Consider the following 24,773-nt stretch of genomic DNA (forward strand, 5'->3'; position numbering starts at 1 on the left):
GACTTATCCACCGCGACGGCGTTCGAGCAGTTCAAAGATCCCCATCCCGGCCAGCATCGCCAAAACGAAGACTATCGCCTTCGGCAAGCCCATGCCGAGGACGACCAATGCCGGTCCGGGGCAAAACCCCGCGATTCCTCAGCCTGCGCCAAATAATATCGATCCGAGTACCAGGCGGCGGTCAATTTTGGTAGCCGTCGGCAATTTTATTTCAGCGCCCAGCAATGTGGCTTTGCGACGTCCGATATAAGCAAAGGCAAGAAATCCCACCGCTATGGCACCGCCCATCACGAATATCAGCGATGGATCCCAGTTTCCCGCCAAATCCAGGAAACCCAGCACTTTGGCCGGATTCGCCATGCCGGAAACAATCAGCCCCAAGCCGAACAGCAATCCGCACAGAAAAGAGATAATCATAATATATGCCGTATTAAATAAACGCTGACAAAACCTGCAGCCATGAAGATGGCAGTCGCCGCAATTGAGCGCGGGGAAAGCCGGGATATTCCGCATACGCCGTGTCCGCTGGTGCAGCCAGATCCGTAGCGCGTCCCCACGCCGACCAGCAAGCCCGCGACGATCAATATGCCATAATCCGCATCGATTTGCGCATGCGGCCAGGCGTAAAACAGGCCATACGTTAAAGGCGCCAATATCAAGCCGGCGACAAACGTCACACGCCAGAGAATATCGCCTTGCACGGGCCGCAACAGGCCGCCAATAATTCCGCTAATGCCGGCGATCCGGCCATTCAACAAAATCAGCAGCGCCGCCGCCACGCCGATCAGGACGCCGCCAAGCAGAGCGCTCCAGGGTGTGAAGTTCAGACTATCGATGACCATTCGAAGCTCCTCAGGCTACGCGCCAGAATCCGGCGCAAACAAGCTAATTGTTAGCATAATTCTACTCCCCCAGCAGGTCCAGCGACTCCAGCCATGCGGCTTTCCAAGGGCGCAGGTCCGGTTGCGTGGCGAACGCTTTTTTCAAATGCGACATCGGCACGCGATATACGTCGTTCAATCCGAGCGCTAACGTGACCGGATTCCACAGGTAAGTATTTTTTCCGGCGCGGGAGTTTTTTCTTACCCTTGCGCCGTCATCGCCGAATATGCCGATACCGCTGAGCAGGGATTTCTCAAGATCCAGCTTGGCCATACCGCCGAATATACGCACTACCTCGTCCTTGGTGATTCCCTTCAGAATCTCCTTGGGTGGCGGCGCGACGACCTCCTCTTTAGGATTTAGTATTTCTTCCAATAGAGCGGCGACATCCCTTTGAAAGAAGCGCAATGCACTTAAAGGCATGGTAATGCCTGGCGGCTTGAGTTTGAAAGAAATCCGGTCCGAATCCCGCGTCATGCGCATTAATACATCGTCGCTGCCGGCAATCAGCCGTTGCGTATCGTCGACAAAGAATATCGGCGCCGGATATCGGGTAATTCCCTCGGCAAACAGGCCGGCGTATTCCTCAGAATAATCCAACCAGACATACGGCGTTAAACCTGCTTCCAGCAAGCGCGCCAGGTTCCATGGCGCGCCGGTCTGTTCACTTAACCATAAACAGGTTTCTTCGGTGGTGGCATTGTTGGGCAGTGTGCCGGATGTCATTTTCTTCTTTCAGAATTTACGGATGCCGCAGTGTACCAATAATACGCGCGGTTTAAGCGGGGCCGTCCGCCCGCCATGACGGCGCGCCGCCGATTTTGACGCCCAGGTAAATCCCCAGGCGGCGCCAGGCCGGTATGCCATCCGCTTCCGACGCTTCGCGCAGCACGCGGTTGGCAGTGGCTTCGTCGCAGACCTCGTGGTGATGGTAGAGCCAGTCGTGGATCACGGCCGCCTTGTGCGAGGTGTCGCCGAACAGCAAATACAGCAGCGGCAGCCGGGGCACGCTGGCGTAGTCGGTCAAGAAGCCGGACTCGACTTCGATCACCCGATCCAGGAGGGCCGAGGAATAACGGAACGGCGCCATCACGCGCCAGGTGCCGCGTCCGCCGGCGGCCAGGTCGTCGACGCACTCGGTGATCAGCGGGGTGAGGAAGGCGGATTTCATGGCGCCTCCGGGCGGTCGAGAACAGCCAGCTGACGGCTGCGCATGACGGCGATCAACTTGTCGGCGTATTGTGGATCGGTGGCATAACCGGCGGCGGCCACCGCGCGTGCGAACGCCTCGCCGCCGCGGCAGGAAAACGCCGGTTTGTAGCGCGGATTGGCCAGCAGGAAGGCGGCGTGGTCGTCGATGCAACCTTGCCAATCCGGATACTTGCGCCAGCGTGCCGGCTGCATCCGCCACTGGCCCTTGAGGAATTCGCGGGTGGGCATCAGCAGCACGTCGCCGCGCCAGGCCGGGTCCGCCTTGACGCCGAACAGGTTGCGGGCCTGCAGCGCCAGTTGCGACGCGCCCCAGCCGGATTCCAGTGCCGCTTCGGCCAGCGCGAAACTGGCCGGCACCCGGGTGCGGACGGCCGACGCGCGGGCGGCGGGGCCGATGGCGGCGATGAAGTCGGCGGGAGTCATGGCCACTCCCCTTCCGACTCCGGAGTAATCTTGCCGGTTTTCCATTCCTTCCACATGTGCCAGCATTTGTGGACGATCATCAAGACGACATAGGTCAAGGTGGCCAGGTGCACCAGTTCCGGCAGCGAGATGCCGATGTATTCGGCGCCGACGACGGCGATGGGCGGCGCGGTCTTGGCCAGCATGGCGGCGCCGGTTTCGATGGTTTCGTGTGTCATGCGCATGTTCTCCAGGCATAAAAAAAGCCACCCGAAGGTGGCTGTGGTGTTGAACGTTGCAGGGCTATTGCGGGATGCCGGCCAGGATCTGCTGCACCCGCTCCGGCGATGCCAGGATGCCGCCGCCGGGACCGGGCGAGGCCGGCTTGGCCAGGTAGGCGAGGATGTCGCGCACCGAGGCCAGGTTGGGGTCGGTCGGCTTGTCGAGCTGCACCGACAGCTGATACATGGCCCAGAACTCGGCGACCATCGGGTCTTTCGAGGACTTGATGGCGATGCGCTCGGCGGGGGTAAAGGCCATGTACAAGGTCATCGGCGTGAGCAAGGGCAGCGCCGTCGATGGGGCGAAGATTGGCGCGCCATCGGCCAGCTTGCAGCTCCAGCCGACGTCCACCGGCGAATCGTCGTCCAATTGGTACTCCAATGCACCTTCTACGGTCGAAGCAATCGTCACGCTGGGGACTGCGGCATAGCCACGTCCAATAACCGTGCCATTTTTTACGAAAATCTGTTTCATGATTTATGCACCTTCCAGAACGGATACGACGACGCCGATGTTACCTGCATTGGTAATGGTGACAAGCTGACCGGCACCAACAAAATGGCTGACCGAGCCATTTAGCCCGGTTGACAGATATAACACTGAGGCGCCATTTATCAACACACTGCCAACGCCGCTCGAATAAGCGGCCGTAATCATCAATTTTGCATCGGCCGGTGCGGTGTAGGTCATGTTGGTCGATGGACCAACGACGCCGAGAATTCCTGTTGCCATATTCGTTACTCCTATTAATTAATTTGACGGCGAGACTGCGGCGGTTGAGTGCCCGACAAAATCGCCTGATTACCAACGACCGCCATCCGCTGACCAGGCGGCGAACCGGCGTTGGCATCCACGCTGTAGGGCTGGCTAAAGCCCAAGCGCAGCGTTGCGTTGCCCGTGATCTGAACCGGAACCGCGCCGCCTTGGGCAGCGCTGGCAGTGGCCACACCGATAGGCGTTTGCGCCTGTCGGTACACGAAGTGCCCTTCCACGACTATCTGTGTCGATTGGAAACCAGCAATCAGAAAAGACATAATATTGGCGACCTGATTGGGGAAAGTCACAGGCAGAAGGCGAACCCCAACTGCGTTAGCGACACCGCCGGCAATGCTGGACGTGGCGAAGGTTGTAATAGCCGGGCCGACTGCCGAGTTCACATACTTCATATACGAAAGAGTAGTCCCAAGACCGCTATAGAAAACCACGCTGTCACTGCCGCAGGACAAGACAACAGGCGCGACGCCATTGACTCCGGTCGACAGCGTACCCGCTACCATACTGATCAAAACTGCACCAGCAGGCGTCAGGACATGGCCGGATACACCCGATGCCGAGCTATTGCCGGTGTAGGCCAAAAACACATTCCCGGACGATAGCAAAGCTGGCTTCGCAAGCTGCGTCGACCATCCGGGATTGGAATCTATCGTGGTATTCGTGCTTCCCAACTGCAGTCCGGCAGCAGTGAATACGTACACGTAAGGATTAAGATTGCCGGAAATTTCCACCGCCATCCAGTTGCCATTGGCCAGCGCCACAGCCTGCAACTGACCATAGCCCGAAACCTGACTGCGCCCGTTGATGGTAGTGCCCTGCTGAATGCCTGCCGCATTGAACGTGGCATAGCGCGCGACAACCGGCCCGCCACTCCCTGACGAAAACGCGACACCAAAGCCCCCGCCGGTGAGCTGCACAATATTTGTCGTGAACGAAGCCGGGCCGCCGCCCAGCTGAGCAGCGAGGGCGGCTGGGGCTTGCACAGCAACACCGCTTGGAGTGAACACGCCCATGAATGGCACCTGAGAGGTGCCCCCAAACAGATCCGCGACCATTACAAAGTTACCGTTCTGCAGGCCAAGAAGTGCCATGACTTCGTAAGAGCCGGTACCGATCTGGCCGCCGCTGCCGAAACGTGTCGCCGCAGTCGTGACGTTGCCGGCATTGTCGTAAATCGTGAAGTAGGTGTTGTAACCGCTTGCCTGGCTAGAGGTCGCGATCACAAAACCGCCACCAACCAGCGTGCAAAGGCCGATAAAGCCGCCACTTGAATTAGGCTGTCCGTAGGTGAGCGGCACCAGCGTGGCACCGGATGGATCTGTGATCATAAAGATCGAGTTATATGGGGCAGTCGCGCTACCCCATGCATGTACAACATTGCCGTTAGCCAGTACCGCCGATTTGGCGGCAGCGGGAGGCGCCACTTGTTGCGACGCCGACGTCAACGCTGTGGTATTCACAACGCCCGTCAGACCACCGGTGAGGCCGGTCTGGGAAAACACCGGCCGCAATGCAGCCCCAGAACCAAGCTTGGCCGGGTCAGCGGCCCAGTACGCCAGACCATCGGCCCCCTGGGTGATGATGTCACCCTGCTGCACCGCCTCGCCGGCGATCAATGTGGTGACGATGGCCGGCGTGGCCGAAGCCCCACCGGAGCCACCGGTATTACCTGATAAAAAACGTCCCATGATTGCTCCTATCGTCCGTGCACGCGCCAGCTCACCGTGGCCGCGCTGTTAAAAATCGTCACTACTTCGCCGGTCGCCATGGCGTAGCCCGTCAACTCCAGCTTGCCGCCTGCCGGGATCACCAGGTCCGGCGGTTCGATATAGTCCGCATTGGGAATCGGCGACGGCGCGACCGCCGCCGCCGAGATGCCAACGCGCACTGTCACCGCGTTAATCTGATCGCGATTCACGGCGATCAGATTGACCGTCATGTCGCCAGGCATGGTGCCCAGCGTGATATAGGTCGCCGCCGGGGGCGACGCTTTTGCTACATAGCTTGCCATGTTGTCCTCTTAGAGTTGGCCGTAAAAATACATGTCAGAAACCTGCACCTTGTTGTTATTGCTGATCACCGACAACAGCGACGTGTTGACGCTGCTGATCGCCGCCGCCACGAACGCCGAGCTGGCCGCCTTCTGGCTGCTGTCGCCCGGCGCCGGCGTCGGCACCGTCGGCGTGCCGGTGAAGGCCGGGCTGTTGAGCGGCGCGGCCTGCGGTAGCGCCAAGGTCAGGAACGGCGCCCCCGCCACCGGCGCGATGTTCGGCGCTGGCACCGTGGTCATGCCGTAGTCCACCTGCACGCTGTAGGCGCCGATCCAGCCGGCGTCGGCCGTCGGCGTGACTTGCGAGCCGGTGTTGGCCATCGCGCCGGCCTTGACCTGCAGCGCGCACTTGCCGCAACGGATGGTCATGCTCGACGTGCCCAGGCCGCCCGGCCCGCTGTAGGGAATCGCCGGATTGCTGGCGTTATAAAACGGCAGCACCAGCGCCCCCGCGTCGACTTCCTGGAACTGCACCTGCACCAGGTAGTTGATCGACTTGCCGGCCGTGCCCGGCGCCGGCACCGGCAGCTCGACCGGGTCGGCCAGGATGCCCTGCTTCAGCACCTGGCGCGCATCCGCGCCCAGCGACGAATACGGCGTGGCGTCGACCGCCGCCATTTGATACACCTGGCCGGCGGCAATCGCCGCCGTCAGGCCCGTGCCCGGCGTGCAGGTCAGGCCTTGCAACACCGGCGCCGTGCCCAGCACGGCTTGGGCGAGTTTGGCGAGACCGATCATGGCGAACTTGTTGCCATTCAAAATGTCGGTCTCGATCAGTTCCTCGCCGTTATAAACAGTTGCGCGATCCATGTTGCTCCTGAAAGAAAAAAGGCCGCGGGTAGCGGCCTTGTGAATAAAAACTACGCAGCGGCCCTTACAGCAGCTGCACCCAGACCGTCACGTTGTGCGGCCGCACCGCATCGATGGCGGCGTAAATGTCAGCATCGGCGATGCCGTACTGCGGCGTCCCCGACAGCGGCCGGTACACCTTGACGAAGCACTCGTACGGCGTGGTGCTCAAGGTGCCGTAGCGGCCGTTGCCGTAGAAGCCGGTGGGCTGGCCATACGCGCCATAGTCCTGCGGTCGCCCAGCCTCGATCAGGATCGGCGTGCGGCCGGTGATGTCCTGGCACAGCTTGATCACACCGGCGCGCGTGCCGCGCTCGCGGAAGATGTTGGCCTGGATCGCGGTGCGGTAGCTCTGGTCGGTCTGGTACGGCTGGCGCTGCAAACCGAGGCCGAAGAAGTCGCCGGCGATCATGTCCAGCCAGCCGTCGCTGGCGGTCAACAGCCGGCTTTGCTGTTTGACGTAGGCCAGCAGCGCATACACGAAGGACCAGCTTGCCGCCCAGCCGGACAGCAAGGCATCGAGCACCGGCGTGCTGTCGCTGAACCAGGTCGGCAGCGTGGCCTTCAGGCGGGCGACGATGTCGCCGTTGTCCCCGGCCGCCATCAGGACACCGTCACGGTCGAGAACCTCAGCACCTGGCGCGCCGTCACCGCGACGTCGGCGCCGCCGCCGTTGAGCTGCATCGCCGTCACGTTGGTCACGCCGGGCGAGGCGTCGTACGCCACCTGCGCCAGCCGGGTGTAGGTCAGCGTCTGGCCCAGCGCCAGCGCGTTGATGTAGTTCTGGATCGCGGCCTGCACCTGGCCGCGCGTGGCGACGGTGTCGTAGCCGGCGGCCAGCGTCACCGCCAGAGAGACGGCGACCGGCACGATCACCGGCGTGTACACGCCAAAGCGCGTGGTGATCGCCCGCACCGCTTCGATGGCGCCGCTGACGGCGTTGAGGAAGGCCGCCGACGGCGCGCCGGAACCGTCATCCACCACCACGTAGAAGTAGCCGAGATCGGTGGTGCCGTTGTACTGCTGGTTCTCGGTGATGGTGTAGACCGCGCCCGGCTGCACCGAGCTGATCGCGTAGCCGATCGCGGCCCGGGTGGCGCGCGACAGCGAGGCGATGTAGACCACGAAGCGGGCCCGCAGCGCGGCGTCGGTCTCGGCATCGGCGCCGCCGGAGAACGACAGCGCGTTGCTGACGGTGTCGACATACGTCACCGCCTGCGACAGCACGCTGACCTGGCCGGCGCCGGCGTTGCCCGCCGCCTCGGCGACGTTGGCGCGCACCGGCACCGTCAGGCTGGGCACGCCGGCCGCCAGCACATAGCCGTCCGCCGTCCAGGCCGGATGGCCGCTGTCGGCCGCGACGGTGTAGCCGCGGCTGCCGTCGGCGGTGCGCACCTGGGTGCTGAACGGGATCAGCGCCTGGCTGGTCGGCGTGAAGCGGGCGAAGGTGACGGCGCCCACCGCCGGCAGGGCCGGCAGCCGCGCCAGGCCGTAGTCGGCGATCCAGCTGTCGAGGTCGGCGTCGCTGGCGGTCGCGGCGCGCATGGTCGACAGCAGCTGCACCGCGATGGCCTGCAGCCACAGGCCAAGCGCGGCGTTGGTTTCCACCAGCGCGCGCAGCATGGAGCCGACGGTGAAGTCGATCAGGCTGGAGGTCTTGGCCTGGATCGCGGCCACCTGGTCGGCAACCAGCGTGGAGAAGGTTTTGGTTGTGATAGTCATGGCTTACCTGTTGATGTTGAATGCCAGATTGACCGGCTGCCGGACCTCGGCATCGACGTACTGGATGCGCACGCTGATGCCCTGGTCGATGGGGCTGATCAGGATGACCGGATCAGGCTGGTGTGAGACGATGGCCTCGTTAAACAATTGCTCGCGGATCAGCGCGCGCAGGCGGCCGGCGTCCAGCGTCTTGCCGATTTCCTGCGAGGCGCCGGCGCCGTAGTCCAGGTGCCAGAGGTAGTCGCCGGCGTTGGTCAGCAGGCGCCGCAGGATACGCTGCTGGCCTTCCAGCGTGCCGCCGCTCAATGCCAGGTCGCCGGTGACGGACAGCGCCAGGTCGCCGCCGATGTAGTGGGAGAGATCGCTCAAAGCGGTGCTCCCGTCATCGCCGGGCCGGACTGCACGCCGGGATGGGTATGGGTGCGCAGGCTGACGCCGGCGCCCTTGACGTCGCCGGCCACGGTGAGCTTGCCGTCGACGCTGGCGTCCGCGCTGACGGCCAGCTTGCCGGTGATCGACGCATCGGCGCCGACCGCCAGCTTGCCGCTGATGGTGGCGTCGCCGCTGAGCTTGAACGCGCCGCTGTGGTTCCAGCTCGACGCCGCCGAGGTGATGCTGCCGTCGCCGTTCAAGGTGATGCTGGCGCCGTGACCGTCGCTGAACAAGGCGGCGCCGCTGTTGAGCAGCTTGAACTGCGCGCCGTTCTTGTGCACGGCCCACAGTTCGCCGCTGGGCGTCGGCAGCGGCCGCGCCTGGTCGCTGTAGAAGCGGCCGACGATCAGGCCGGCGTCCATGCTGGCCTCCTGGAATTCCAGCTGCACCGTGTCGCCCGAGGTCGGCGGGCTGAACAGGCCCCAGCCGTTGCCGCTCCAGGCGCTGGTGATCGGCAGCCAGCCGATCTCCACGCCCTCCGGCTGCAGCAGCACCTTGGCGCTGTAGGTGTTGGGGTCGTAGCTGGTGACGGTGCCGATGCGCGTGCGGGCCAGGCCCTGCCCGGCCGTCTGCGACACCAGGCGGATGCTGTTGATGAGTGTGTTCATGCGTGCTCCTCCGGCTAAGTATTGGTGTTAGGGATTTGGTTCTTGGCTTCGACCGACATGCTGAAGCCGCCGTCGACCGAATAGCGGCGCGTGACCGAGGCCGTGAAGTAAGCCTGGTCGAAGGCGCTGCCGGTGTCGCTCACCTGGATCAGGCTGGTGGGCATCAGCAGCACATCGCCCGGCAGCTCGGCTTTCAAGCTCATTTCGTGCGCCGACAATTCCTGCAAGATCGCCCTGGCCTTGGCCTGAGCCTGGCTAGCGTCGAGGTTGGGAAAAGTGCGCACGTATTCCTGAGCCTCGCCGTCGAACGGCACGGCCGCGCCATCGCTCACGCGCTTGCGTTCGGCCACTTCGCTGACGGCCTGGTTGGTCTTGCAGTGAAAGGACAGCACCTTGACGCGCAAGTCCTTGGCCAGCGACAGATTGCGCTGGAAGCCCAGCTGCATGGCGTTGGACTCGGCCACGCCGCCCGCCTGCCAGCGCAGCACGTAGGGATCGGCGCTCTTGGCGGTGCGCGGCTCGAAGTACAGGGTGCGGCCGCGCACGTACACCTGGTAGCCTTCGTACTGCGCCAGCCTGGTGACGATGTCCCAGTAGCTGACGTTGGACGCCACCAGCGCCTTGACGATCTGGTAGTAGCCGCCGGCCGCCACCGTGGTCGGCGTCACCACCGCCGTCAGGCCCTGCGCCTTGGCGATCTGGCCGACAACATCGGACGCCACCAGCGTGCCGCTGCTGAACACCTTGGTGCGTTTGAAGTCGATCAGCCTGGAGCTCAGGTCGCGCCCCGCCAGCACCATGGTGCCGGCGTCGAGGTCGACGTCCAGCGTGTCGGCGTAGCCGATCAAAAAGCTGGTCAAATCTGACTTGGCGACCTGGCCGGGATCGGCCGGGAAGCCCAGCAGGAACTCCAGCTCCAGCTGTTCCTGGCGCGACCAGAAATCGATGCCGCGCCCGGCCGGCTGGGCCGCGATGGACAGCGTCAGCCGGAAGGTGTCGGCCACGAAGAAGGCGTTGTTGTTCACCTCGAAGCCGATCACGCCGTCCAGCGCGGCACCGTTGGCATAGACCATGCCGCGCGGCCGGTTGGCCGCGCTTGTTGGCTGTGCTTGATTGATCATGGGCCGGCTACTCCTCCGTTGTCCGGCGGCGTGGCCGGTATCGCCAGCGTCCGCACGCCCGTCACCTGGGGATCGGTGACTTTGTTGGCTTGGGCGATGGCGATCCACTTGGTGGCGTCGCCGTAGACTTTGGCGGCCAGCCGGTACAGGCTGTCGCCGCCGACCACCACTTTCTGCAGCGACGTCACCGCCCCCGAGGCGCGCGTCAGGTTGGCTTCGATGCGGCCGACCACGGCCTGCAACTGGTGCAGGTCCGGCAGCTTGACGGCCGCGTCCAGCTGCTTGGTCAGCCTGGCGGCCTGCTGCGCGACCGGGTTGTTGGGCAGGATGCCGCCCAGCGTGGTGACGGTCTGCAGCGCCGCGCCGGCCTCGGCGATCATGCCCTTGACCTGGGTGGCCACGCCGCGCACCGGTTCCAGCACGCCGTTGATGGTCTTGCTGCCGGCCTGGACGAAATCGGACACCGACTTGATGCTGTCGTTCATCGTCTTCATCAAGCCGGTCAATTTCAGATCGCCGACCTTGGCCGCGATGGCGCCGGCCTTGGCGGCGTCGGCGCTGATGGCGGCGTTCAGGTCGGCGGCCTTGGCCGACGGCCGCGCGCGGGTGCTGTCCTCGACCACGTCCAGCTCCAGCGCGTAGCGCACGCGGTAGCGCTGCTCCACCACGTACTTGAAGCTCTTGACGACGACGCGGTATTTGTATTCGAAAAAGCTGAGCTGCTGCTGGCTGCCTTCCACCCGCATCAGGTCGATGGCGCGGGCGCGTTGCAACGCGCTGGCGCCGAGGAACAGGCCGGACCACTGGATCGGATCGTCCTCGGCGCCCATCGCCTGCACCACGCGCACGCCGCCCGGCAACTGGTGCACCACCAGCTTCTGGCTGCCGCCGAGCGGAATGCTTTCGGGGATTTCAAAGTCCTGGAAAGTCTCGCTTCCCAGGGTCAGGGTAAATGCTGTGTTTGCCATGGTGTCTATCCTGCGTAGGCGACCGACGCGAGATTCATCGTGCCGTCGAAGTTGTTGGAGCCGGTAGGCGGCCCGGCCATCCGCGCCCCCGCCTCCTGGAGGACGCGGGTGGCGATGCCACGATAGTCGAGCTTGTTTTCGACCTTGAACACCGGTGTCGGCGCCGGCGGTGGCACCGGGTTGATGGCAACGCGCGGCGCGACGGCCGGCAGACTGCGCGGGGCGACGGCCGGCAAGCTGCGCGGCGCGACGAGCGATAGGCTGCGCGGCGCGACGGGAGGCAGGCTGCGCGGCGCGACGAGCGACAGGCTGTGCGGCGCGACGGCCGGCAGGCTGCGCGGCGCGGCAACCACGCCCGCCGCAGCCGCGCCAGCAGGAAGGGCCGGCGCATTGGGCTTGGGCGCATCCTTGTGGAACCAGTACCAGGCGCCAGCGATCACAGCACCCAGCGCGACGATGGCGGCAATCGCCGCACCTACCGGCGTCAGCAGTGCCATTACCGCTTCGCCCGCCGCCATCAGGGCCGGGACTATCAACCGCAGCCGCGGGCCGATCCAGTTGATGGCCTTACCCAGCCAGGAAAAATTGCCCCCCAAAGAGAGCACCGTGCCGCCTATCTTCAGCGCCCCGGCCAGCACGGCGAAGGCACCGACCGCGATCTGAGTGAGTACCGGGAAGCGCCCCAGCCAGTTGCCCAGCTTGTCCATGGCCTTGGCGAAGAACAGCAAGGCGCTGGTGACTTTGGGCAGGTACACGCTGCCGATCACGGTCAGCAAGTTCTTCCATGCCTGCGCCGCCGCCAGCTCCGCGCCCTTCGGCGATTTCAGGTATTGCTGGTAAGCGCTGCCGTAGTTGCTGGCCTTCTCATACGTCTTGGCCTGGGTTTGCAAGCGCGGCTGGTTGACGATCTGGTCGCCGATAAAGCTCGCGGTATGCTCGTCAAAGTTTTTCGACAGCAGCGACACCATTTTGACGTCGTCGATCTTGCCGTACTTCTTGCGGATCGCCGGCGCCAGCACCTCGGCGATGAATTTGTCGGGACGGTGCTCCACCAGCGCGACATTGGCGGCGCTCAGGCCGGCCTGGCCGCCCTTGTTGTCCTGGTTGCCCTTGGCGGGCGCTTGCAACAGGCCCAGCTGGGACAGGAAGCCCTTGGCCTTGCCATCCATGCCGCCGCCCACCAGCGTCGCGTAGGCGCCTTGCGCATGGGCGCCCGCCGTCTCGCCGGACTCCTGCGCCATGTAGGCGGAGAATTGGCCGTACAGATACTCCTTGTCGTAATGCTGATACGCCTGCTTGCCGGCCTTGGCGGCGGCCACGAATTCGGCGCCGTTGACCTTGCCGCCGGTGGCGAAATTCACCTTCGACTGCAAATCCAGCTCGCTGCGCATCACCGCCGGGGCGCCGGTGACAGGCGTGCCGCGCAAGGCCAGCGCCTTGGCGGCATTCGCCGTCAGCCCCTCGACGTCCTTGCCACCATTGGCGAGCTTGGCCGCGAAGGAGTATTGGGCGAAGTCCTCCGACAGCGCCAGCGATTTCGGCAAATCGCCGAAGGCATCGTTCAGATCGCGTATGCGGGAGATGTTGTCGGCGATGCCGGTGCCCAGCGTCTTGTGCGACAACTCGGCCGCCTTGGCATACACGGCGGCGTTGTTCTGCGCGCCCAGGTTGAGCGTCTCGAAATCCGACTGCGCCTGCGCGGCTTCCGCCGCCGCCTCGTATGGCGACTTGAACGCGCCGAACATCTTGTCGGCGACCCCGGCCATTGCTTCGCCGGTCTTTTTCTTCTTGTCCTTGTCGTCGTCCTTGCCCTTCAGCTTGGCCAGTATCTCCTCCAGCGCGGACAGGTTTTTCTGCGCCCTGCCCGCGCCATCTTCAACCAGCTGCAGCGCCTTCGCGATATCCAGCAAGCCCTTGCTGGCGCCATTGGCCAGCTTTAGTTTCAACATCATTTGGTATGGTTTTGCCATGGGAACTCCTGTAAACCGCGCCCTATTTCCTGGGCATCCAGCGCATCGCGGCGAAATCGAATTCGCCGCCCTCTTGCTCACCCAGGGCAATCGCCCAGGCAGTGCCGACTTCTTCCGGCAGGCTCAGCGCCACATCGAACGGAACCCCGTTCTTCACCAGGTACACCACCGTGGCGAATACGGGGTTCCGTGCTAGTTTTTTATGGCGCCCCCGGACACGGCGGCGTCGGCCTGCTCCGCCACGTGGCCCATGACGGCGCTGATGCCGTCCTCGCCCAGGCGCGAGATCAGCGCTTCCAGCTCGCGCTTGGTCGATGGCGGCGGCTGGTCGTCGCCGTCGATCTGCGTCACCCACAGCAGCGGCATGACCATGCCCATGTAGACCTCGTTGCGCGCCGAGGCGCCGACCGTTTCGACGATCTGGTACTGGCGCAGCACGTTCGGTTTTTTCAGGCCGATGCGCAGGCCGCCCGCAACGACGGTGGCGACCGCGTTGGCGGCCTTGACGATGTCGTCCGACACAGTCTCGATGGAAATATTTGGTTTGTTCATGGCAGTTCCTGTTCAGTTTGGTTTTGCCCCGCACGGCGAGGCGGGGGTCTGACCCCGTGCGGGGTCAGACCCCTCAGTGGCACGGCACGCCTGTCGCTCAGGCATGGGGCTGGGGCTTACTGGACTTTCAAACGGCGCGAGGCCATGAATTCCAGTTTCATCTTGACGGTCTTGTCGCCTTCGCGCGCGCCCAGCTCGGTCAGCTTGTAGACCACTTTTTCATAGCGGTACTGCGAGACGCCGCCGTTGGGCTCCTGGATGGTTTCCTGGATGAAGCCGTACGGCACGTTCATGCCGTTGTAGTAGTTGGCTTCGGCCTGGGCCCAGAAGTCGTCCAGCGTGCTGTCGAAGCGGTCGATTTCGAACGAGCCCTTCCAGCCGTTGTGCGTGACCGTGTGGCGCGCTTCGCCGTCCAGGCCGGTGCGTTTCTCCTCGGTGGTGACGGGTTGGGCGTCGAACTTCATGATCGCCGTGGTGGGAATGTTCAGGTTGCCGGTGGCCGTCGTGATGACGACGCGGATGTCCTTGCCCAGGGTTTGATTTGCTGCCGACATATGTCGCTCCAAATAAAAAAGCCGCCCTCAGGCGGCATGGATGAAAATGAAAACCGCCTTAGTTGGCGGCCACGGTACTGGTGCGGGCGACCTGCACCGACTGGCCGCCCTCCATATTGATCAGGAACTTCTCGACCACCGACAGGTACTGCACCTTGGCGTCCATCTGCATGTAGCCGGTGGCGATGCGCGGAACCAGGTTGTTGCTCAGGTCGCAGATGGTGGAGAAGTCCGCCACCTGGCCCTGCTGCCGCATATTGGCCAAGAAGGCGTCCACCGTGGCCTTGGCCTGCAGACGGGTCGGATCGTCGGCGCGGCTCGACTGCAGGCGGCCGACGAACTTGCCCATGCCGGTGTTGAGCGTGTAGGCGATGTAGTTGGTCATGCGGGTGTAGTTGTCGCCGTTGGTCACCGGGTTGGACGAGGTGTTGTGGCCGAAGCGCGTACCGAAGTAAGCGCCGCCCGGCACCGGGTTGGCGATCACGTCGATGCCCGCCTGGCCCAGCACCTGCAGCTCGGCCGCCGAGTAGGCGCGGTTCTGCAGGCTGCGCTGGGTGGCGACGATGCCGTACAAGGCCTTGTTCAGGCTGGACTGCTCCGGCGACAGGTTGGCCAGCAGGCCCGCCACGAACGCCTGCGGCGAGATGACGCGGGTGATCGAATTGACCGGATCGCTCCAGTAGACCCAGTCGCCCAGCAGCAGCTTGAACGCATAGCTATCGATGTTGGCCGCCGCCTTGGCCGCCGCCGCCGCCGCCGGGTTGTCGCCCTGCGGCGTCACGCCGACCATGTAGATGCCTTCGGACAGGCCGAACGCGGCCTGCGCCGCGAAGGTGCTGAGGTCGTCGCAATCGGTCAGCATGGCCACCGCCGCGCCGGAACTGCGCAGGCTGTACATGCCGGTGCGGCTGCCCAGGTCCGAGCCGAGCAGCAGCGCGCCGGTGATGTTGCTGGCGCCGTCGGCGCCGCCGGCGAAGTTCGAGCTGGCATACGCCGGCACGCCGACCGCCGCGCCGGCCACCGCCGACACCAGCACCGACGCCGGACGCGCCACGCTGTTGCCGTTGTTGATGGCCGCCGCCATATTGACCCACAGCGCATTGCCGGCGCCGGGGATGTTGTCGAACACCTCGGGTGCGAAGCCGGACAGCGCCAGCGTCACCTTCGTAGTGCCGGTCTGGCTGCCGGCGGCGATGGTGGCCTGCAGGCTGTTGCCCAGCGAGCCGGTGTACTTGCCGCTCAGCGTCAGCGCCGGGGTGCCGGCCACGCCGCCGGTCAGCACGGCGCCGGACGCGGTGGCGCCCGCCACGGTGGTGGCCACGGTCAGCGTATTGCCGGCCACGCCGGGAATCAGCGCCGCCAGGTTCAGCGTGTTGGCATTGAGCGCAAAGGTGAACTTGTCGATGTTGACGTCCAGCGAAGCCTGCAGGAAGGCCAGCAGCGTCGCCAGCGTCGCGCTCAGCGAGGCGCCGATGTTGACCTGGTTGCCGACCGCGCCGCTGGCGACGAAGGTCACCACGGTGCCGGCCAGCGTCAGCGTGGTGGCGGCCACCGGATTGGCGGTGAACGCCACCGAGCCGGTCGCCGCGATGCCGGCCGACTGAATGGCGGCGGTGGCGGCCGTGTCGGTGCCGTCGGTCACGCGCACGCAGCGCATGCTGGCGGCGCCCTGCTGGACCGCGGCCGCCAGGGCGGTGCCCATGTCGTACTTACGGTTTTGCAGCGAGCCGTGGATGCGCGCATAGTCGGCGGTGCTGCCGACCGGGGACGCGGAATTGACCGGGCCCCACTGGGCGGTGCCGACAATGCCGAGCACATTGGTCGGCACGCCATTCAGCAGTGACACGCTGGGCGGCACTATCTGTACGTAGAGATCTGGAACGATCAGCGCCGTCGTGTTGATGGCGCCTTGCTGTGATACCGGCATGTAAGCCTCCTAAAAATAAAAAAAGCCCGCACGGGGCGGGCAAGAAAGCAGATGGCGTATGGCTGATGGCGTTACGAATACAGCGTCGTCGCGCCGGCCTGGCCACCTGTTGCGAACTGCATCGCGACGCCGAACTGCTCGGCGACGATCTGGGTTGCGCTGGCACTATCCGTGATGGCGTACTCCACGGCATAGAGAATATCGCGACGGAAAATGGTGGCATTTTCCATCGCATCGTTTTGCACGCTGCGCTTGTAGCGCAAGGTGCCGCAGGTGCCGTCCGCCAGCGGCACGCGGCCGGCGCCGGCCAGCGCCACGTCGATGACGGCGGCCAGCGGATCGCGCGCGGCGGCGCTGTTGGCCCAGACCGAAATCTGGAACACTTTTTCCTGCCGGCGCAGCACCCGCATATTGCTGCCGCCGACGCCGACCCGCGCCACCAGCTTGCGCACGCCAGACACGCTGACGACGGCGCCAACATTGCTGGCCGGGCGCAGCGCGTTGAGCAGCGCGGCCAGGCCGGTGGCGACGGCGGTCGGCGTATCGCCGGCGCGCACCGCGTAGACCACCGGCTGGCCGTCCGCCAGCACGGCGGCGTTCTGCCCCGCCGCCGGCGTGCCCGCCACCGTCACCGTGCCGGCGCCAACCGTCAGGCTCAGCGTCGGCGCCGCAATGGCTTGCTCCATCCAGTCGCTGCTGGCCGATTGCGTGACGCGTTCGGTGGCGGTCGGGAATACCGACACGTGGGCTTTGCCGGCGGTCAGGTCGGTATTGAGCGTGGCGGCGTTGGGCCAGCCGGCGTAGATCACGGCGGCAACGCCGGTGACGGAGGCAGCGCCGATACCGTTGGGATAAACGGCGGCGCTGATCGCCGCCACCAGCGCTTGGGCGACATCAGTTTGATCGGCCATGGGGTTCACCAGAAAAGAAAGGGAGGAAGCGGCGAGATGAAAAAACTGCCGCAGAAATGCAAAAACCCGCACTAGGCGGGTTTTTGACGTACTTCTTGAACTTATCAAAGTGAGACCCATTCTCCGCGTGTTTTGCGGAACGGTCAAGCACTTTTTTAAAAATCGATCATTTTTGTTTGTTGCAGCAGTTCGCCGACGGCGATCCACGCCTTGTGCTCGGCGCCGCTGACGGCCGGCAGGCGGCCCTTGGCCGGCGCGCCCTTCAACCAACGCACCAGCTTGGCGTTGTGCGCGCTGGCGGTATCGCGATGCACGCCGCACTGGTCGGCCAGGTCGGCCAGGTTGTGCTTGACGCCGAAGCAGCGCTCGATGATGCCGCGACGCAGCAGGTAGTGCGACAGCAGGCCCGACATCTCGCCCAGCGCGCGCTCGGTCAGGAACAGGATGGCGTCGACCCACACCTTGTTCGGCTTGGAGCCGGCGCAGCAGTTGCGGCCGCAATCGCAAGGCACGGCGGGCGGCGCCACGCGCGCGATCAGGATGTGCATCAGCATGGGATCGAGACGGTCGAGCTCGGCCCGTATCATGCCGGCCTGGGCTGCGCCGTCGAGGCCGCCCAGGCCCTTCCCTTCCCTGGTCGGTCCGGAGGCCATGCGCGCCATCATGGACTTGTCGTACTGCTGGCCGGAGAAATTAAATGCGAAAACCAGCGCGGCGTGCGCGCTGCCGAACAGTGCTTCTTCTTCGATAACTAACATAGGTCTGTGCTCCTTAAGTGTTGCTGGTATTGGTTGGGTGGTTCTTCAACAGCGCCTTGATTTCCTGCAGCCGCATGCGGGCGGTGTGCACATCGGTCAGCGCCTGGCCCGGCGCCGGCAGCGCGGGCACCGGGCGCGGTACGTCGGCCAGTTCGTGCTCGTGCGCCAGCTTGGCGGTCAGGATGCGGGTCCAGCGGGCGCGGGCGTTCTGCCAGGCCAGCGATCGCAGATCGGCAAAGGTGAATTCGACGGCGGCCCAGTACAGCGCCTTGCACGGCCAGTGGTCGTCGCCGAAAGCGCGGCGGCTGACCTGGCACTGGGCCTCGGCATACATGGACTCGACATCGGCCGGCGGCCGGCACAGCTGCAGGAACTCCGGCAGCGTCGGCGGCCAGGGCCGGGACAGGCAGGCCGCCACGCCGCGCCGCACTTCGCCCACCGACAGCCCGGCCAGCTTGCTGCGCCAGTTCTCCTTGACGCCGCGCACGTCAGTGCCGCGCCACAGGTCGGCCAGGCGGCTGCCGTACAGCAGTTCGAATTCCGCGAACAGGCGCTCCACGCTATCCGACGAGACGGGCCTGGCCGTCGATGGTGTGCTGCTCGCCGGCGCCGCCGTGGCGGCCCGTAAGTTGGTCAAGTACGCGCTGGCGTTCTGCATGGGTTCCTCCGAAAAGTGGTTGGGCGGGTTTGCCGGGATTGCGCATCAGGTCGCTCAACACCGGCAGGAAATAGGCGGCGCTGAAATGTTCGCCGGGATGGGCGCGCAGCTTCTGCGCCACCACGGCGACGATGAATTCATCGTCCAGCCGCTGCAGCACCGGCGCCCAGCCCGGCTTGGCGAACAGGCCCGGCGCGGCGGCAATGCCGAGCTGGCGCAACCGCCGACACAGCTCGCCGATGCGGGACATGGCCGGCGGCGGAGCAGCGTCGCCCGGTGCTTGAGCTTGTAAACTTTTCCCTGTCTCTGTCCCTGTCTCTGTCTCTTGGAAGGCCGGTCCCGGGGGACAAGTGCGGGACAGCGGCGCTCCGTCATCGGCCAGGAATGCTTCCAGCGTGGGGAACGGCAAGTCCTGGCCATGGCGCTGGTTGTGCTTCTTGATGCGCGCGCACTCGGTCTTCCAGCGCTGGGCGCGCTTGGCCTGCCAGGCTTCGTTGGCCTTTTCCGCCACGATGGGGTGATACAGGCGGCCGTCCGCGCACTTGATCCAGCCGTGCAGCGCACCGGCGCGCAGCTTGCACCACTCCCGGACGACGCGGCCATAGCCAGCCAGTTGCGCCAGTACCACGTCGTCGTCGGGAATGCTGGCGGCGGGGATCTGGTGCCAAGCCGCGCACCACAGCAGCACGGCGGCGCGGAACTCGTCGCCGCTGACGATGGCCGAGATATCGCTGTCGCGCAGCCGCAGCACATCGAGCGGCATGAAGGTGAAATCGCGCAGGTCGCAGTCGCCCGGCGTCAGCGGCATGGGCAGGTGGTTGGAGCGTGGGAAATTGGAAATATTTTTATTCATGCACACAGAATATACGCGAATGGATAGGCAATCAATACCCGAATGAATAAATTATTGCGTATTTTTATTCATGCACGTATAGTTCGTGCATGGATATCGCAAGCAGACTCGACGAAGCTATGAAAGAGGCTGGGTTCACCACCCAGAGCGCCCTCGCGCGCGCCTCCGGCGTACCGCAGCCGACGATCAACCGCATACTCAAGGGCGTGGGCAAGAAAGGCCCGGAGACGCAGACGCTGGCCCAGCTGGCGGCAACCTGCAATGTCAGGTTCGAATGGCTACATGAGGGCCGCGAGCCGCGGGCGCGCAGCAGCGGCGGCGTCGAGCAGGAGTATCGGCAGGTGGTGGTGGCGGATGTGGGCGATCCAGATTTTTACGAAATTCGCAAAGTGCAACTTCAGCTATCGGCAGGTATGACGGGCTTTCAAACTGTTCCAGAGATTTACGACGGTAGCAAATTAAGCGTTTCCAAGAACTGGGCCGACCGCCACGGCTACATCCCGGAGCGGCTGATCGCCATCGCCGTCAAGGGCGAGAGCATGGAGCCCAATCTGTACGCGGGCGACCTGGTGATCATCAACACCGCCGACACGGCGATGGAGGATGGCGTGGTGTTTGCGGTCAACTACGAAGGCCAGGCCGTGGTCAAGCGCCTGACGCGCGACCGCGGCGACTGGTGGCTGACCTCGGACAACCAGGACCAGCAACGCCATCGCCGCAAGAGCTGCCGCGAGGGCGAGTGCATCATCATCGGACGTGTGGTGCGGCGGGAGACGGACCGGATTTAGGGTCCGAAGCCGAGGCAATTCGCGCCCCTGCGCATGGACGCAGCTTGCTATCGGCCGCGGGAGGATGGCCCTGACAGCCCGATGCTCAGTACCAAACTCGGTAAGACCGGCCGCTGACGATGAAATACACTTCGATAGGTTGTGCAGCGGCACGCATGTTGGCATCAAGCGATTGAACGGCGTCCCGAACTACTCTTTGCGCCTCGCCTAACACCCAAGGGGCTTCGCTTATGTCTACGGTTACCACAAGCCGCTCCGGCTTTCCTTCAAGACGTTTTGTAAAGTATGTCCCAAATTTATCTCTAATCCCGCTTTTTACACGATCAATAACATCCTTCATTCTTGCTTGATGTTCCATACCGGGATACAACATTGGCGCGTTGACACCGCTGGAAACTCCAGATACTCGAAAGTTATCTCCGACTATTCCGTTGCCGACATAATCTGGGCTGTCGGCGTTTGCCTTATTTGCAGGTGGCCCCGGCCGCAGTCTGACGGAGAATGATCGCTCAAACCACACTGCTTTTGCTGTCACAAACTCGGATAATTTATTAACAAGATTTTTGTCCAATACCCCATGTTGACGAAGAAAATTCGCCACTATAGCTGCGGTTTCGCCAGGGGAAACTGACGGATTAACTATGGCACGTACCAAAACTGTGACCTCCAGTTTGACTTTGTCAGAGTGTGGTCTCGCATTTTCCTTTGCGAGCTCGAGAGCGGAGATCTTTGCTTTGAGTTCTGCTTCATTCTCCTGAGACTTTTTAGCGGTCTGTTTTTTTTGGGCTTTATTGACCGCCTTCCTAGCACTTTCAATTCCTGGGGTATTTTCCAATACCTCCGTCGTACCGCCCAAGCTGCCGCGAACTGCATCCTCATTCCAGGTATTTGACCAATTCGCGATTCTGGCTGCGTCAAATTTTCCCTGAGAAACATTATAGAGATCTCGTCAAGCCTTCTCCCAAGCCGTCAGCCGCTCAAGCGCTTCCTCAAGAGCACGCTTGTTGGCGGCTGTTTCTGCACGATCAAAATCAGGGTCGGCAGCACGCTGGATTTCATATTCTTTCGGCAAATATCCTGTCAAATGAACGTGTCGCAGTAAAGCGTTATGCGCTTCCCTATCACGCTCGTCGAGCGCCTGCTTTTGTTGCAAAGGGCTCCCGGCTACCGCAAAATCTGGTTTTTTTTTGATAGACGCTGAAGGATTTTTTGCAAATCGAAAACTAGACATGTTGACCCTAAACGTTATCGAAAACTCGAGTTAAGCATCAGTCCGCACCGCGATTTTTCACATCGCTCTTTGCCTAGTTTGATCGCCTATGTCAGATTAGTAAAGATTATCATAAGTATATTTTTTACTTGCAAAATAGAAGTCGCCGCTGCTTCCATCGAATGGATACTCGTGAAGCGCTGGGGCAAGAAGGTAAATAGCGTAGCGTCGTTTTTTAAAACCACTATGATCATAGGTTTGTGATTTTAAAAACAATCTGGCCTGCCCAGCAGGAATCGAACCTGCGACCCTCAGCTTAGAAGCCTGCCCAGCTATTGGCATATTTTTCAAATTAATCAATGACTTGTACGCAATATCCTGTCCTATTCAACTCGTAGAGCGTGTCTTTTAAGTGCTTGATTCATATAGCATCACCACTTCTCAATAGTACGGACGCGCTGTTGAAATATTCGCGAGTTCGCCTTTTCGGAGTGGCCTAACAGTTCAGCTCAAGAGACCGGTCGCTGTCCAAGATGTGAAGTGATAGTTGGATAGAATTGCAAAATATCAAGAACGTATAATGGTCTTTTTACTCCGGTGGAAGTGCATATGATTCAAGACGTCAGTATCTGGTTGTATGACATATCCAAGTGCGGATACTACTCCTGGAGAGGGCCGGCAGGTCGGGCGCCAATGTTCTGTGGAACAGCGGAAACCTTCGCGAAAATCGCCGCCTGGGCGGACGGTAAGCTTCTTGGGCAAACAGCAACGTTCGGCACAAACGAGGGCGATGAACTTGCAGAGGCATACCTTCTCGACATCCACCACGGCGCGCATGGCGACTTTTTGGTCGGTATCTGGAACCGGTTGCCCGGGAATCGGCACCATGTTTCTTCCGTCGGCATCGGTGACGTTGTGGGTGCCGTTTCAGCCGAAGTTACCGAAATTGACAGAAATAGAATTCCGGGCTTTGCGACCTACTTTTGGGTAATGCCTGCGGAACGAAGGGTCGCGACCATCGGCCTGAAGCATCAAAGTCATGGCCGTGTAAATTTCATCAACTACTGTGGCAGCTTTCTGAAGTTCATCAATCCGGAGCACGTCATCCTCAGCGCGCCTGCAGCTGATGGGTCATTCACCATTCAAGGCTACCGCCAAAGTGCACTGCATGACGCGCTGCCGGGCGGCGTGCGGCCGACATTTGGCGTAGAATCGTTAACTAGCGGAGGAGATTTACAGTTTCTCCGGGATAATGTGGGCTCGATTTCGAAGGTCTTCTGCAAGACCTTGTTGACTACTGCGGAACCCGGACAACGGGACTGGTGGCAAACTCTTCTGGACGTCACACGCATCGGTAAAGCGCCGCCGGTAAACATCGAAGAAGCGCAGATTAAGGTCGAGCTGCCGGTCAGCCTGACTCTTCCCGAACTTGAATCCACTATCGCAGAGTGGGAAGACGATCTTCAGGATGGCGGGGGTCGGCTGCAAGATTTAGGTTTTAAAGTTGCTGATGAGATCAAGTGGCTGAGCAAATCAAATGCTCGTGACAGTGAGCGGCTTGATGTTCAATGGATTGACGATGAATTGGTCAACCTTGAAGCACTACTCGGCCAACTTCAAGTGCACCGAGCGAGAATTCTTAGGTTGGGATAAATATGCTCTTGTTCAACATAGTGATGGTGACGGTGACGGGGTGGTTGGGATTTCACTTCGGCGCCAGCATTACTTTGATTGATCAGTGGCCATATTTTGAGGCGCTGCGCACGACTACATCTATTGTTTTTGGGGTCATGGGTGCACTGCTTGCCATTGTATACCCTGAAGCTTTAAAAAAAGGACTACGAAACGAATCGCTTCAAGGCAACGAAGAGAACTTATCGAGGGTGCTTTTTCCGTGTGCAAATTCCGCGATCTTGCTGATTACACTGGTGACACTCGCACCTTTATTTGCTTGGGTAAAAGCGCTGGACTTGAAGGCCGGTAGCGACGCGGCGGCGCAAGTTCAGCAAACGGCGTTTGGCCTCTTCTGCGTCTTAACCTATTGGCAAGTTCGCATCCTGCAAATGGTGTTGTTCCCACTGGATATGTTGTTCACCAACTCGCGCAAAGTTACTGCAACCGAACGCTTACGAAGAGCGATTCACACTAATGGCAGAGGGAACTAGCATACTACGGAAGCTTGTTACGTGTTCGTTTCCTCGCAGAATTGCCCCTCCCCGATTGACCCACCTTCCACTGCCTGGCAAATGCCGCCACGCGGTCATATGCCCCTTCGTACCAGAGATCGCATTGCGCTTTATTCAGGCAACACTTCTGCCAGATGAACCCTTATTTGAATCTGCTCAGCGATTTCTTCCGGAGTGTGGGAGTTTGCATCGACGTAGCCGTCGAGCGAAAAAATACCTTCTACATTGCCCTGACCAGCACGCACGAGCATGATTCTATCGATCCTATCGAATAGCAGCTGGCGTATGGCTCGGAATTCGACACCACACCATTTTTTTACATCATATTCCGCGCAAATAAACACAACGACTAGCCTCGCCCTTTTTCCATAGATATCCTGCAGAAGCAGATCGGCATTTGGCCGCGCGATCTGCGCGACATAATTGTTATCGTAAAAATATGTGTCTGACCCTAATTTTTTTTCTAACTCGGCGGCTATCTGTTTCACAAGAGGTCGAACTTCGCCGGGAAAAGAGAATGCCACTTCAAACTTATGTGTCTTCAGATCAATTGGGTTCTTCGTTCGGCCCGTGTTGCTGTGCTGGCTTGATCCACTCTCTTTCACCAAGTCTGCAAACGGTGCACTTTCTAAATCAGCCAAGTGCTTCAAGTATTGAACAAGGGCTCCACGCAAATTTTCCAAAAATGTCGGAATGTGCTCGCGAGCCAATTGGTCCCGAACTTCATCGGCGTTACCGGTAGCTCGCTTGTCTTTTGCAGCGTTGGCTATCTGCTTCAGCATGTCGTGCTGAGCTTGTGCTGAGGTCAATAAGCCCAGGTGCATTAACACTTCTGAAGCTGACAGTTGGCGCGCAGTCATTCCAGCCACGGGGTCGTAGAACAGCCGTTTCCCACAAACGGTCGCCGACTTCCCCCACTTTAGCTCCCGCGTAAAATGTTCATGATTGGGCATAACATTGGAGATCGTCAGTTGCGCTGAAACTTTGTCAAACTCAACACGGTCTAAGTACTGGCCAAGGTCCGCCGCGACCTGAACTCTTAACTGCTTAAGTATCCACCAGTCCATATAATATCTAAAAATTAATTTATCAAAAATTCAGCAA

The 24,773-nt window shown here is 61.7% G+C and carries 32 protein-coding genes and 1 pseudogene; 3 read left to right on the forward strand and 30 right to left on the reverse strand.

The window, feature by feature from the left end:
* Nucleotides 1–3 precede the first annotated feature (3 nt).
* From RUGAMON1_RS10735 to RUGAMON1_RS10860, 26 genes and pseudogenes are all read right to left on the reverse strand, one after another.
* Nucleotides 4–417 (reverse strand): annotated as a pseudogene (locus RUGAMON1_RS10735) (DUF6691 family protein).
* Entirely contained in the window at nt 414–842 is a 429-nt protein-coding gene (locus tag RUGAMON1_RS10740) for a YeeE/YedE family protein (protein ID WP_445230501.1), read from the reverse strand. The pseudogene RUGAMON1_RS10735 and the gene RUGAMON1_RS10740 overlap by 4 nt, the downstream one beginning before the upstream one ends.
* A 61-nt stretch (nt 843–903) precedes the next feature.
* On the reverse strand, nt 904–1,608 hold the full coding sequence (locus RUGAMON1_RS10745) for a hypothetical protein (RefSeq protein WP_445230502.1): 705 nt from the start codon (nt 1,606–1,608) through the stop codon (nt 904–906).
* A gap of 52 nt (nt 1,609–1,660) precedes the next feature.
* A complete protein-coding gene (locus tag RUGAMON1_RS10750) occupies nt 1,661–2,053 on the reverse strand; it encodes a DUF1353 domain-containing protein (protein WP_445230503.1) in 393 nt (130 codons plus the stop codon).
* Complete coding sequence (locus tag RUGAMON1_RS10755; RefSeq protein WP_445230504.1) at nt 2,050–2,517, reverse strand: glycoside hydrolase family 73 protein; 468 nt, start codon at nt 2,515–2,517, stop codon at nt 2,050–2,052. Before RUGAMON1_RS10755 ends, RUGAMON1_RS10750 begins: the two co-directional genes overlap by 4 nt.
* Nucleotides 2,514–2,735: a hypothetical protein gene (locus RUGAMON1_RS10760; protein ID WP_445230505.1), complete on the reverse strand. Its 222-nt coding sequence runs from the start codon at nt 2,733–2,735 to the stop codon at nt 2,514–2,516. Before RUGAMON1_RS10760 ends, RUGAMON1_RS10755 begins: the two co-directional genes overlap by 4 nt.
* A 64-nt stretch (nt 2,736–2,799) precedes the next feature.
* Nucleotides 2,800–3,147 (reverse strand): hypothetical protein, encoded by a 348-nt coding sequence (locus RUGAMON1_RS10765; RefSeq protein WP_445230506.1) that lies wholly within the window; start codon nt 3,145–3,147, stop codon nt 2,800–2,802.
* 108 nt (nt 3,148–3,255) lie between these two features.
* Nucleotides 3,256–3,510: a hypothetical protein gene (locus RUGAMON1_RS10770; RefSeq protein ID WP_445230507.1), complete on the reverse strand. Its 255-nt coding sequence runs from the start codon at nt 3,508–3,510 to the stop codon at nt 3,256–3,258.
* Between the two features lie 14 nt (nt 3,511–3,524).
* The gene (locus tag RUGAMON1_RS10775) at nt 3,525–5,240 is read right to left on the reverse strand and encodes a hypothetical protein (protein ID WP_445230508.1); all 1,716 of its coding nucleotides are present in this window, start codon (nt 5,238–5,240) and stop codon (nt 3,525–3,527) included.
* Nucleotides 5,241–5,248: 8 nt separating this feature from the next.
* Nucleotides 5,249–5,563 carry a hypothetical protein gene (locus RUGAMON1_RS10780; protein ID WP_445230509.1) on the reverse strand — a complete coding sequence of 105 codons (315 nt, stop codon included), beginning with the start codon at nt 5,561–5,563 and terminating at the stop codon, nt 5,249–5,251.
* A gap of 9 nt (nt 5,564–5,572) precedes the next feature.
* Nucleotides 5,573–6,412, reverse strand: a complete 840-nt coding sequence (locus RUGAMON1_RS10785; RefSeq protein ID WP_445230510.1) for a hypothetical protein — start codon at nt 6,410–6,412, stop codon at nt 5,573–5,575.
* 64 nt (nt 6,413–6,476) lie between these two features.
* Nucleotides 6,477–7,055, reverse strand: coding sequence for a UCP028438 family phage-derived protein (locus RUGAMON1_RS10790; RefSeq protein WP_445230511.1), 579 nt, complete (start codon nt 7,053–7,055; stop codon nt 6,477–6,479).
* A complete protein-coding gene (locus RUGAMON1_RS10795; protein WP_445230512.1) occupies nt 7,055–8,173 on the reverse strand; it encodes a baseplate J/gp47 family protein in 1,119 nt (372 codons plus the stop codon). The genes RUGAMON1_RS10790 and RUGAMON1_RS10795 overlap by 1 nt, the downstream gene beginning before the upstream one ends.
* Before the next feature lie 3 nt (nt 8,174–8,176).
* Nucleotides 8,177–8,542, reverse strand: a complete 366-nt coding sequence (locus RUGAMON1_RS10800; protein WP_445230513.1) for a phage tail protein — start codon at nt 8,540–8,542, stop codon at nt 8,177–8,179.
* Entirely contained in the window at nt 8,539–9,213 is a 675-nt protein-coding gene (locus RUGAMON1_RS10805; protein ID WP_445230514.1) for a phage baseplate assembly protein V, read from the reverse strand. Before RUGAMON1_RS10805 ends, RUGAMON1_RS10800 begins: the two co-directional genes overlap by 4 nt.
* A 14-nt stretch (nt 9,214–9,227) precedes the next feature.
* Nucleotides 9,228–10,334 carry a phage late control D family protein gene (locus RUGAMON1_RS10810; protein ID WP_445230515.1) on the reverse strand — a complete coding sequence of 369 codons (1,107 nt, stop codon included), beginning with the start codon at nt 10,332–10,334 and terminating at the stop codon, nt 9,228–9,230.
* Nucleotides 10,331–11,302: a LysM peptidoglycan-binding domain-containing protein gene (locus tag RUGAMON1_RS10815; RefSeq protein WP_445230516.1), complete on the reverse strand. Its 972-nt coding sequence runs from the start codon at nt 11,300–11,302 to the stop codon at nt 10,331–10,333. Before RUGAMON1_RS10815 ends, RUGAMON1_RS10810 begins: the two co-directional genes overlap by 4 nt.
* A gap of 5 nt (nt 11,303–11,307) precedes the next feature.
* Nucleotides 11,308–13,272, reverse strand: coding sequence for a phage tail tape measure protein (locus tag RUGAMON1_RS10820; RefSeq protein WP_445230517.1), 1,965 nt, complete (start codon nt 13,270–13,272; stop codon nt 11,308–11,310).
* Nucleotides 13,273–13,294: 22 nt separating this feature from the next.
* Nucleotides 13,295–13,429, reverse strand: coding sequence for a hypothetical protein (locus tag RUGAMON1_RS10825; protein ID WP_268878369.1), 135 nt, complete (start codon nt 13,427–13,429; stop codon nt 13,295–13,297).
* 35 nt (nt 13,430–13,464) lie between these two features.
* Entirely contained in the window at nt 13,465–13,824 is a 360-nt protein-coding gene (locus RUGAMON1_RS10830; RefSeq protein ID WP_445230518.1) for a hypothetical protein, read from the reverse strand.
* 116 nt (nt 13,825–13,940) lie between these two features.
* The gene (locus RUGAMON1_RS10835) at nt 13,941–14,378 is read right to left on the reverse strand and encodes a hypothetical protein (protein ID WP_008447387.1); all 438 of its coding nucleotides are present in this window, start codon (nt 14,376–14,378) and stop codon (nt 13,941–13,943) included.
* 58 nt (nt 14,379–14,436) lie between these two features.
* Nucleotides 14,437–16,305 carry a phage tail sheath C-terminal domain-containing protein gene (locus RUGAMON1_RS10840; protein WP_445230519.1) on the reverse strand — a complete coding sequence of 623 codons (1,869 nt, stop codon included), beginning with the start codon at nt 16,303–16,305 and terminating at the stop codon, nt 14,437–14,439.
* A 71-nt stretch (nt 16,306–16,376) separates the two neighbouring features.
* Nucleotides 16,377–17,216 carry a hypothetical protein gene (locus tag RUGAMON1_RS10845; RefSeq protein ID WP_445230520.1) on the reverse strand — a complete coding sequence of 280 codons (840 nt, stop codon included), beginning with the start codon at nt 17,214–17,216 and terminating at the stop codon, nt 16,377–16,379.
* Nucleotides 17,217–17,371: 155 nt separating this feature from the next.
* Entirely contained in the window at nt 17,372–17,974 is a 603-nt protein-coding gene (locus RUGAMON1_RS10850; RefSeq protein WP_445230521.1) for a DNA-binding protein, read from the reverse strand.
* A gap of 13 nt (nt 17,975–17,987) precedes the next feature.
* The gene (locus tag RUGAMON1_RS10855; protein WP_445230522.1) at nt 17,988–18,611 is read right to left on the reverse strand and encodes a hypothetical protein; all 624 of its coding nucleotides are present in this window, start codon (nt 18,609–18,611) and stop codon (nt 17,988–17,990) included.
* Nucleotides 18,535–19,485, reverse strand: a complete 951-nt coding sequence (locus RUGAMON1_RS10860; RefSeq protein ID WP_445230523.1) for a DUF1376 domain-containing protein — start codon at nt 19,483–19,485, stop codon at nt 18,535–18,537. The genes RUGAMON1_RS10855 and RUGAMON1_RS10860 overlap by 77 nt, the downstream gene beginning before the upstream one ends.
* An 89-nt stretch (nt 19,486–19,574) precedes the next feature.
* Here RUGAMON1_RS10860 and RUGAMON1_RS10865 point away from each other — a divergent pair, with 89 nt between their 5' ends.
* The gene (locus tag RUGAMON1_RS10865; RefSeq protein ID WP_445230524.1) at nt 19,575–20,273 is read left to right on the forward strand and encodes an XRE family transcriptional regulator; all 699 of its coding nucleotides are present in this window, start codon (nt 19,575–19,577) and stop codon (nt 20,271–20,273) included.
* A gap of 85 nt (nt 20,274–20,358) precedes the next feature.
* On the opposite strand, the gene RUGAMON1_RS10870 is transcribed toward RUGAMON1_RS10865, so the two are convergent.
* From RUGAMON1_RS10870 to RUGAMON1_RS10880, 3 genes are all read right to left on the reverse strand, one after another.
* The gene (locus tag RUGAMON1_RS10870) at nt 20,359–21,108 is read right to left on the reverse strand and encodes a hypothetical protein (protein WP_445230525.1); all 750 of its coding nucleotides are present in this window, start codon (nt 21,106–21,108) and stop codon (nt 20,359–20,361) included.
* A 114-nt stretch (nt 21,109–21,222) separates the two neighbouring features.
* Nucleotides 21,223–21,504 carry a hypothetical protein gene (locus RUGAMON1_RS10875; RefSeq protein WP_445230526.1) on the reverse strand — a complete coding sequence of 94 codons (282 nt, stop codon included), beginning with the start codon at nt 21,502–21,504 and terminating at the stop codon, nt 21,223–21,225.
* Between the two features lie 96 nt (nt 21,505–21,600).
* A complete protein-coding gene (locus RUGAMON1_RS10880; RefSeq protein WP_445230527.1) occupies nt 21,601–21,843 on the reverse strand; it encodes a hypothetical protein in 243 nt (80 codons plus the stop codon).
* 249 nt (nt 21,844–22,092) lie between these two features.
* On the opposite strand from RUGAMON1_RS10880, the gene RUGAMON1_RS10885 reads away from it, so the two are divergent.
* Nucleotides 22,093–23,136 carry a hypothetical protein gene (locus RUGAMON1_RS10885; protein ID WP_445230528.1) on the forward strand — a complete coding sequence of 348 codons (1,044 nt, stop codon included), beginning with the start codon at nt 22,093–22,095 and terminating at the stop codon, nt 23,134–23,136.
* A 2-nt stretch (nt 23,137–23,138) separates the two neighbouring features.
* Nucleotides 23,139–23,648, forward strand: coding sequence for a hypothetical protein (locus RUGAMON1_RS10890; RefSeq protein ID WP_445230529.1), 510 nt, complete (start codon nt 23,139–23,141; stop codon nt 23,646–23,648).
* Between the two features lie 131 nt (nt 23,649–23,779).
* On the opposite strand, the gene RUGAMON1_RS10895 is transcribed toward RUGAMON1_RS10890, so the two are convergent.
* A complete protein-coding gene (locus RUGAMON1_RS10895) occupies nt 23,780–24,736 on the reverse strand; it encodes a hypothetical protein (protein ID WP_445230530.1) in 957 nt (318 codons plus the stop codon).
* Nucleotides 24,737–24,773: the final 37 nt, after the last annotated feature.

The sequence above is a fragment of the Duganella rhizosphaerae genome (assembly GCF_040364205.1).
Lineage (GTDB): Bacteria > Pseudomonadota > Gammaproteobacteria > Burkholderiales > Burkholderiaceae_D > Rugamonas > Rugamonas rhizosphaerae.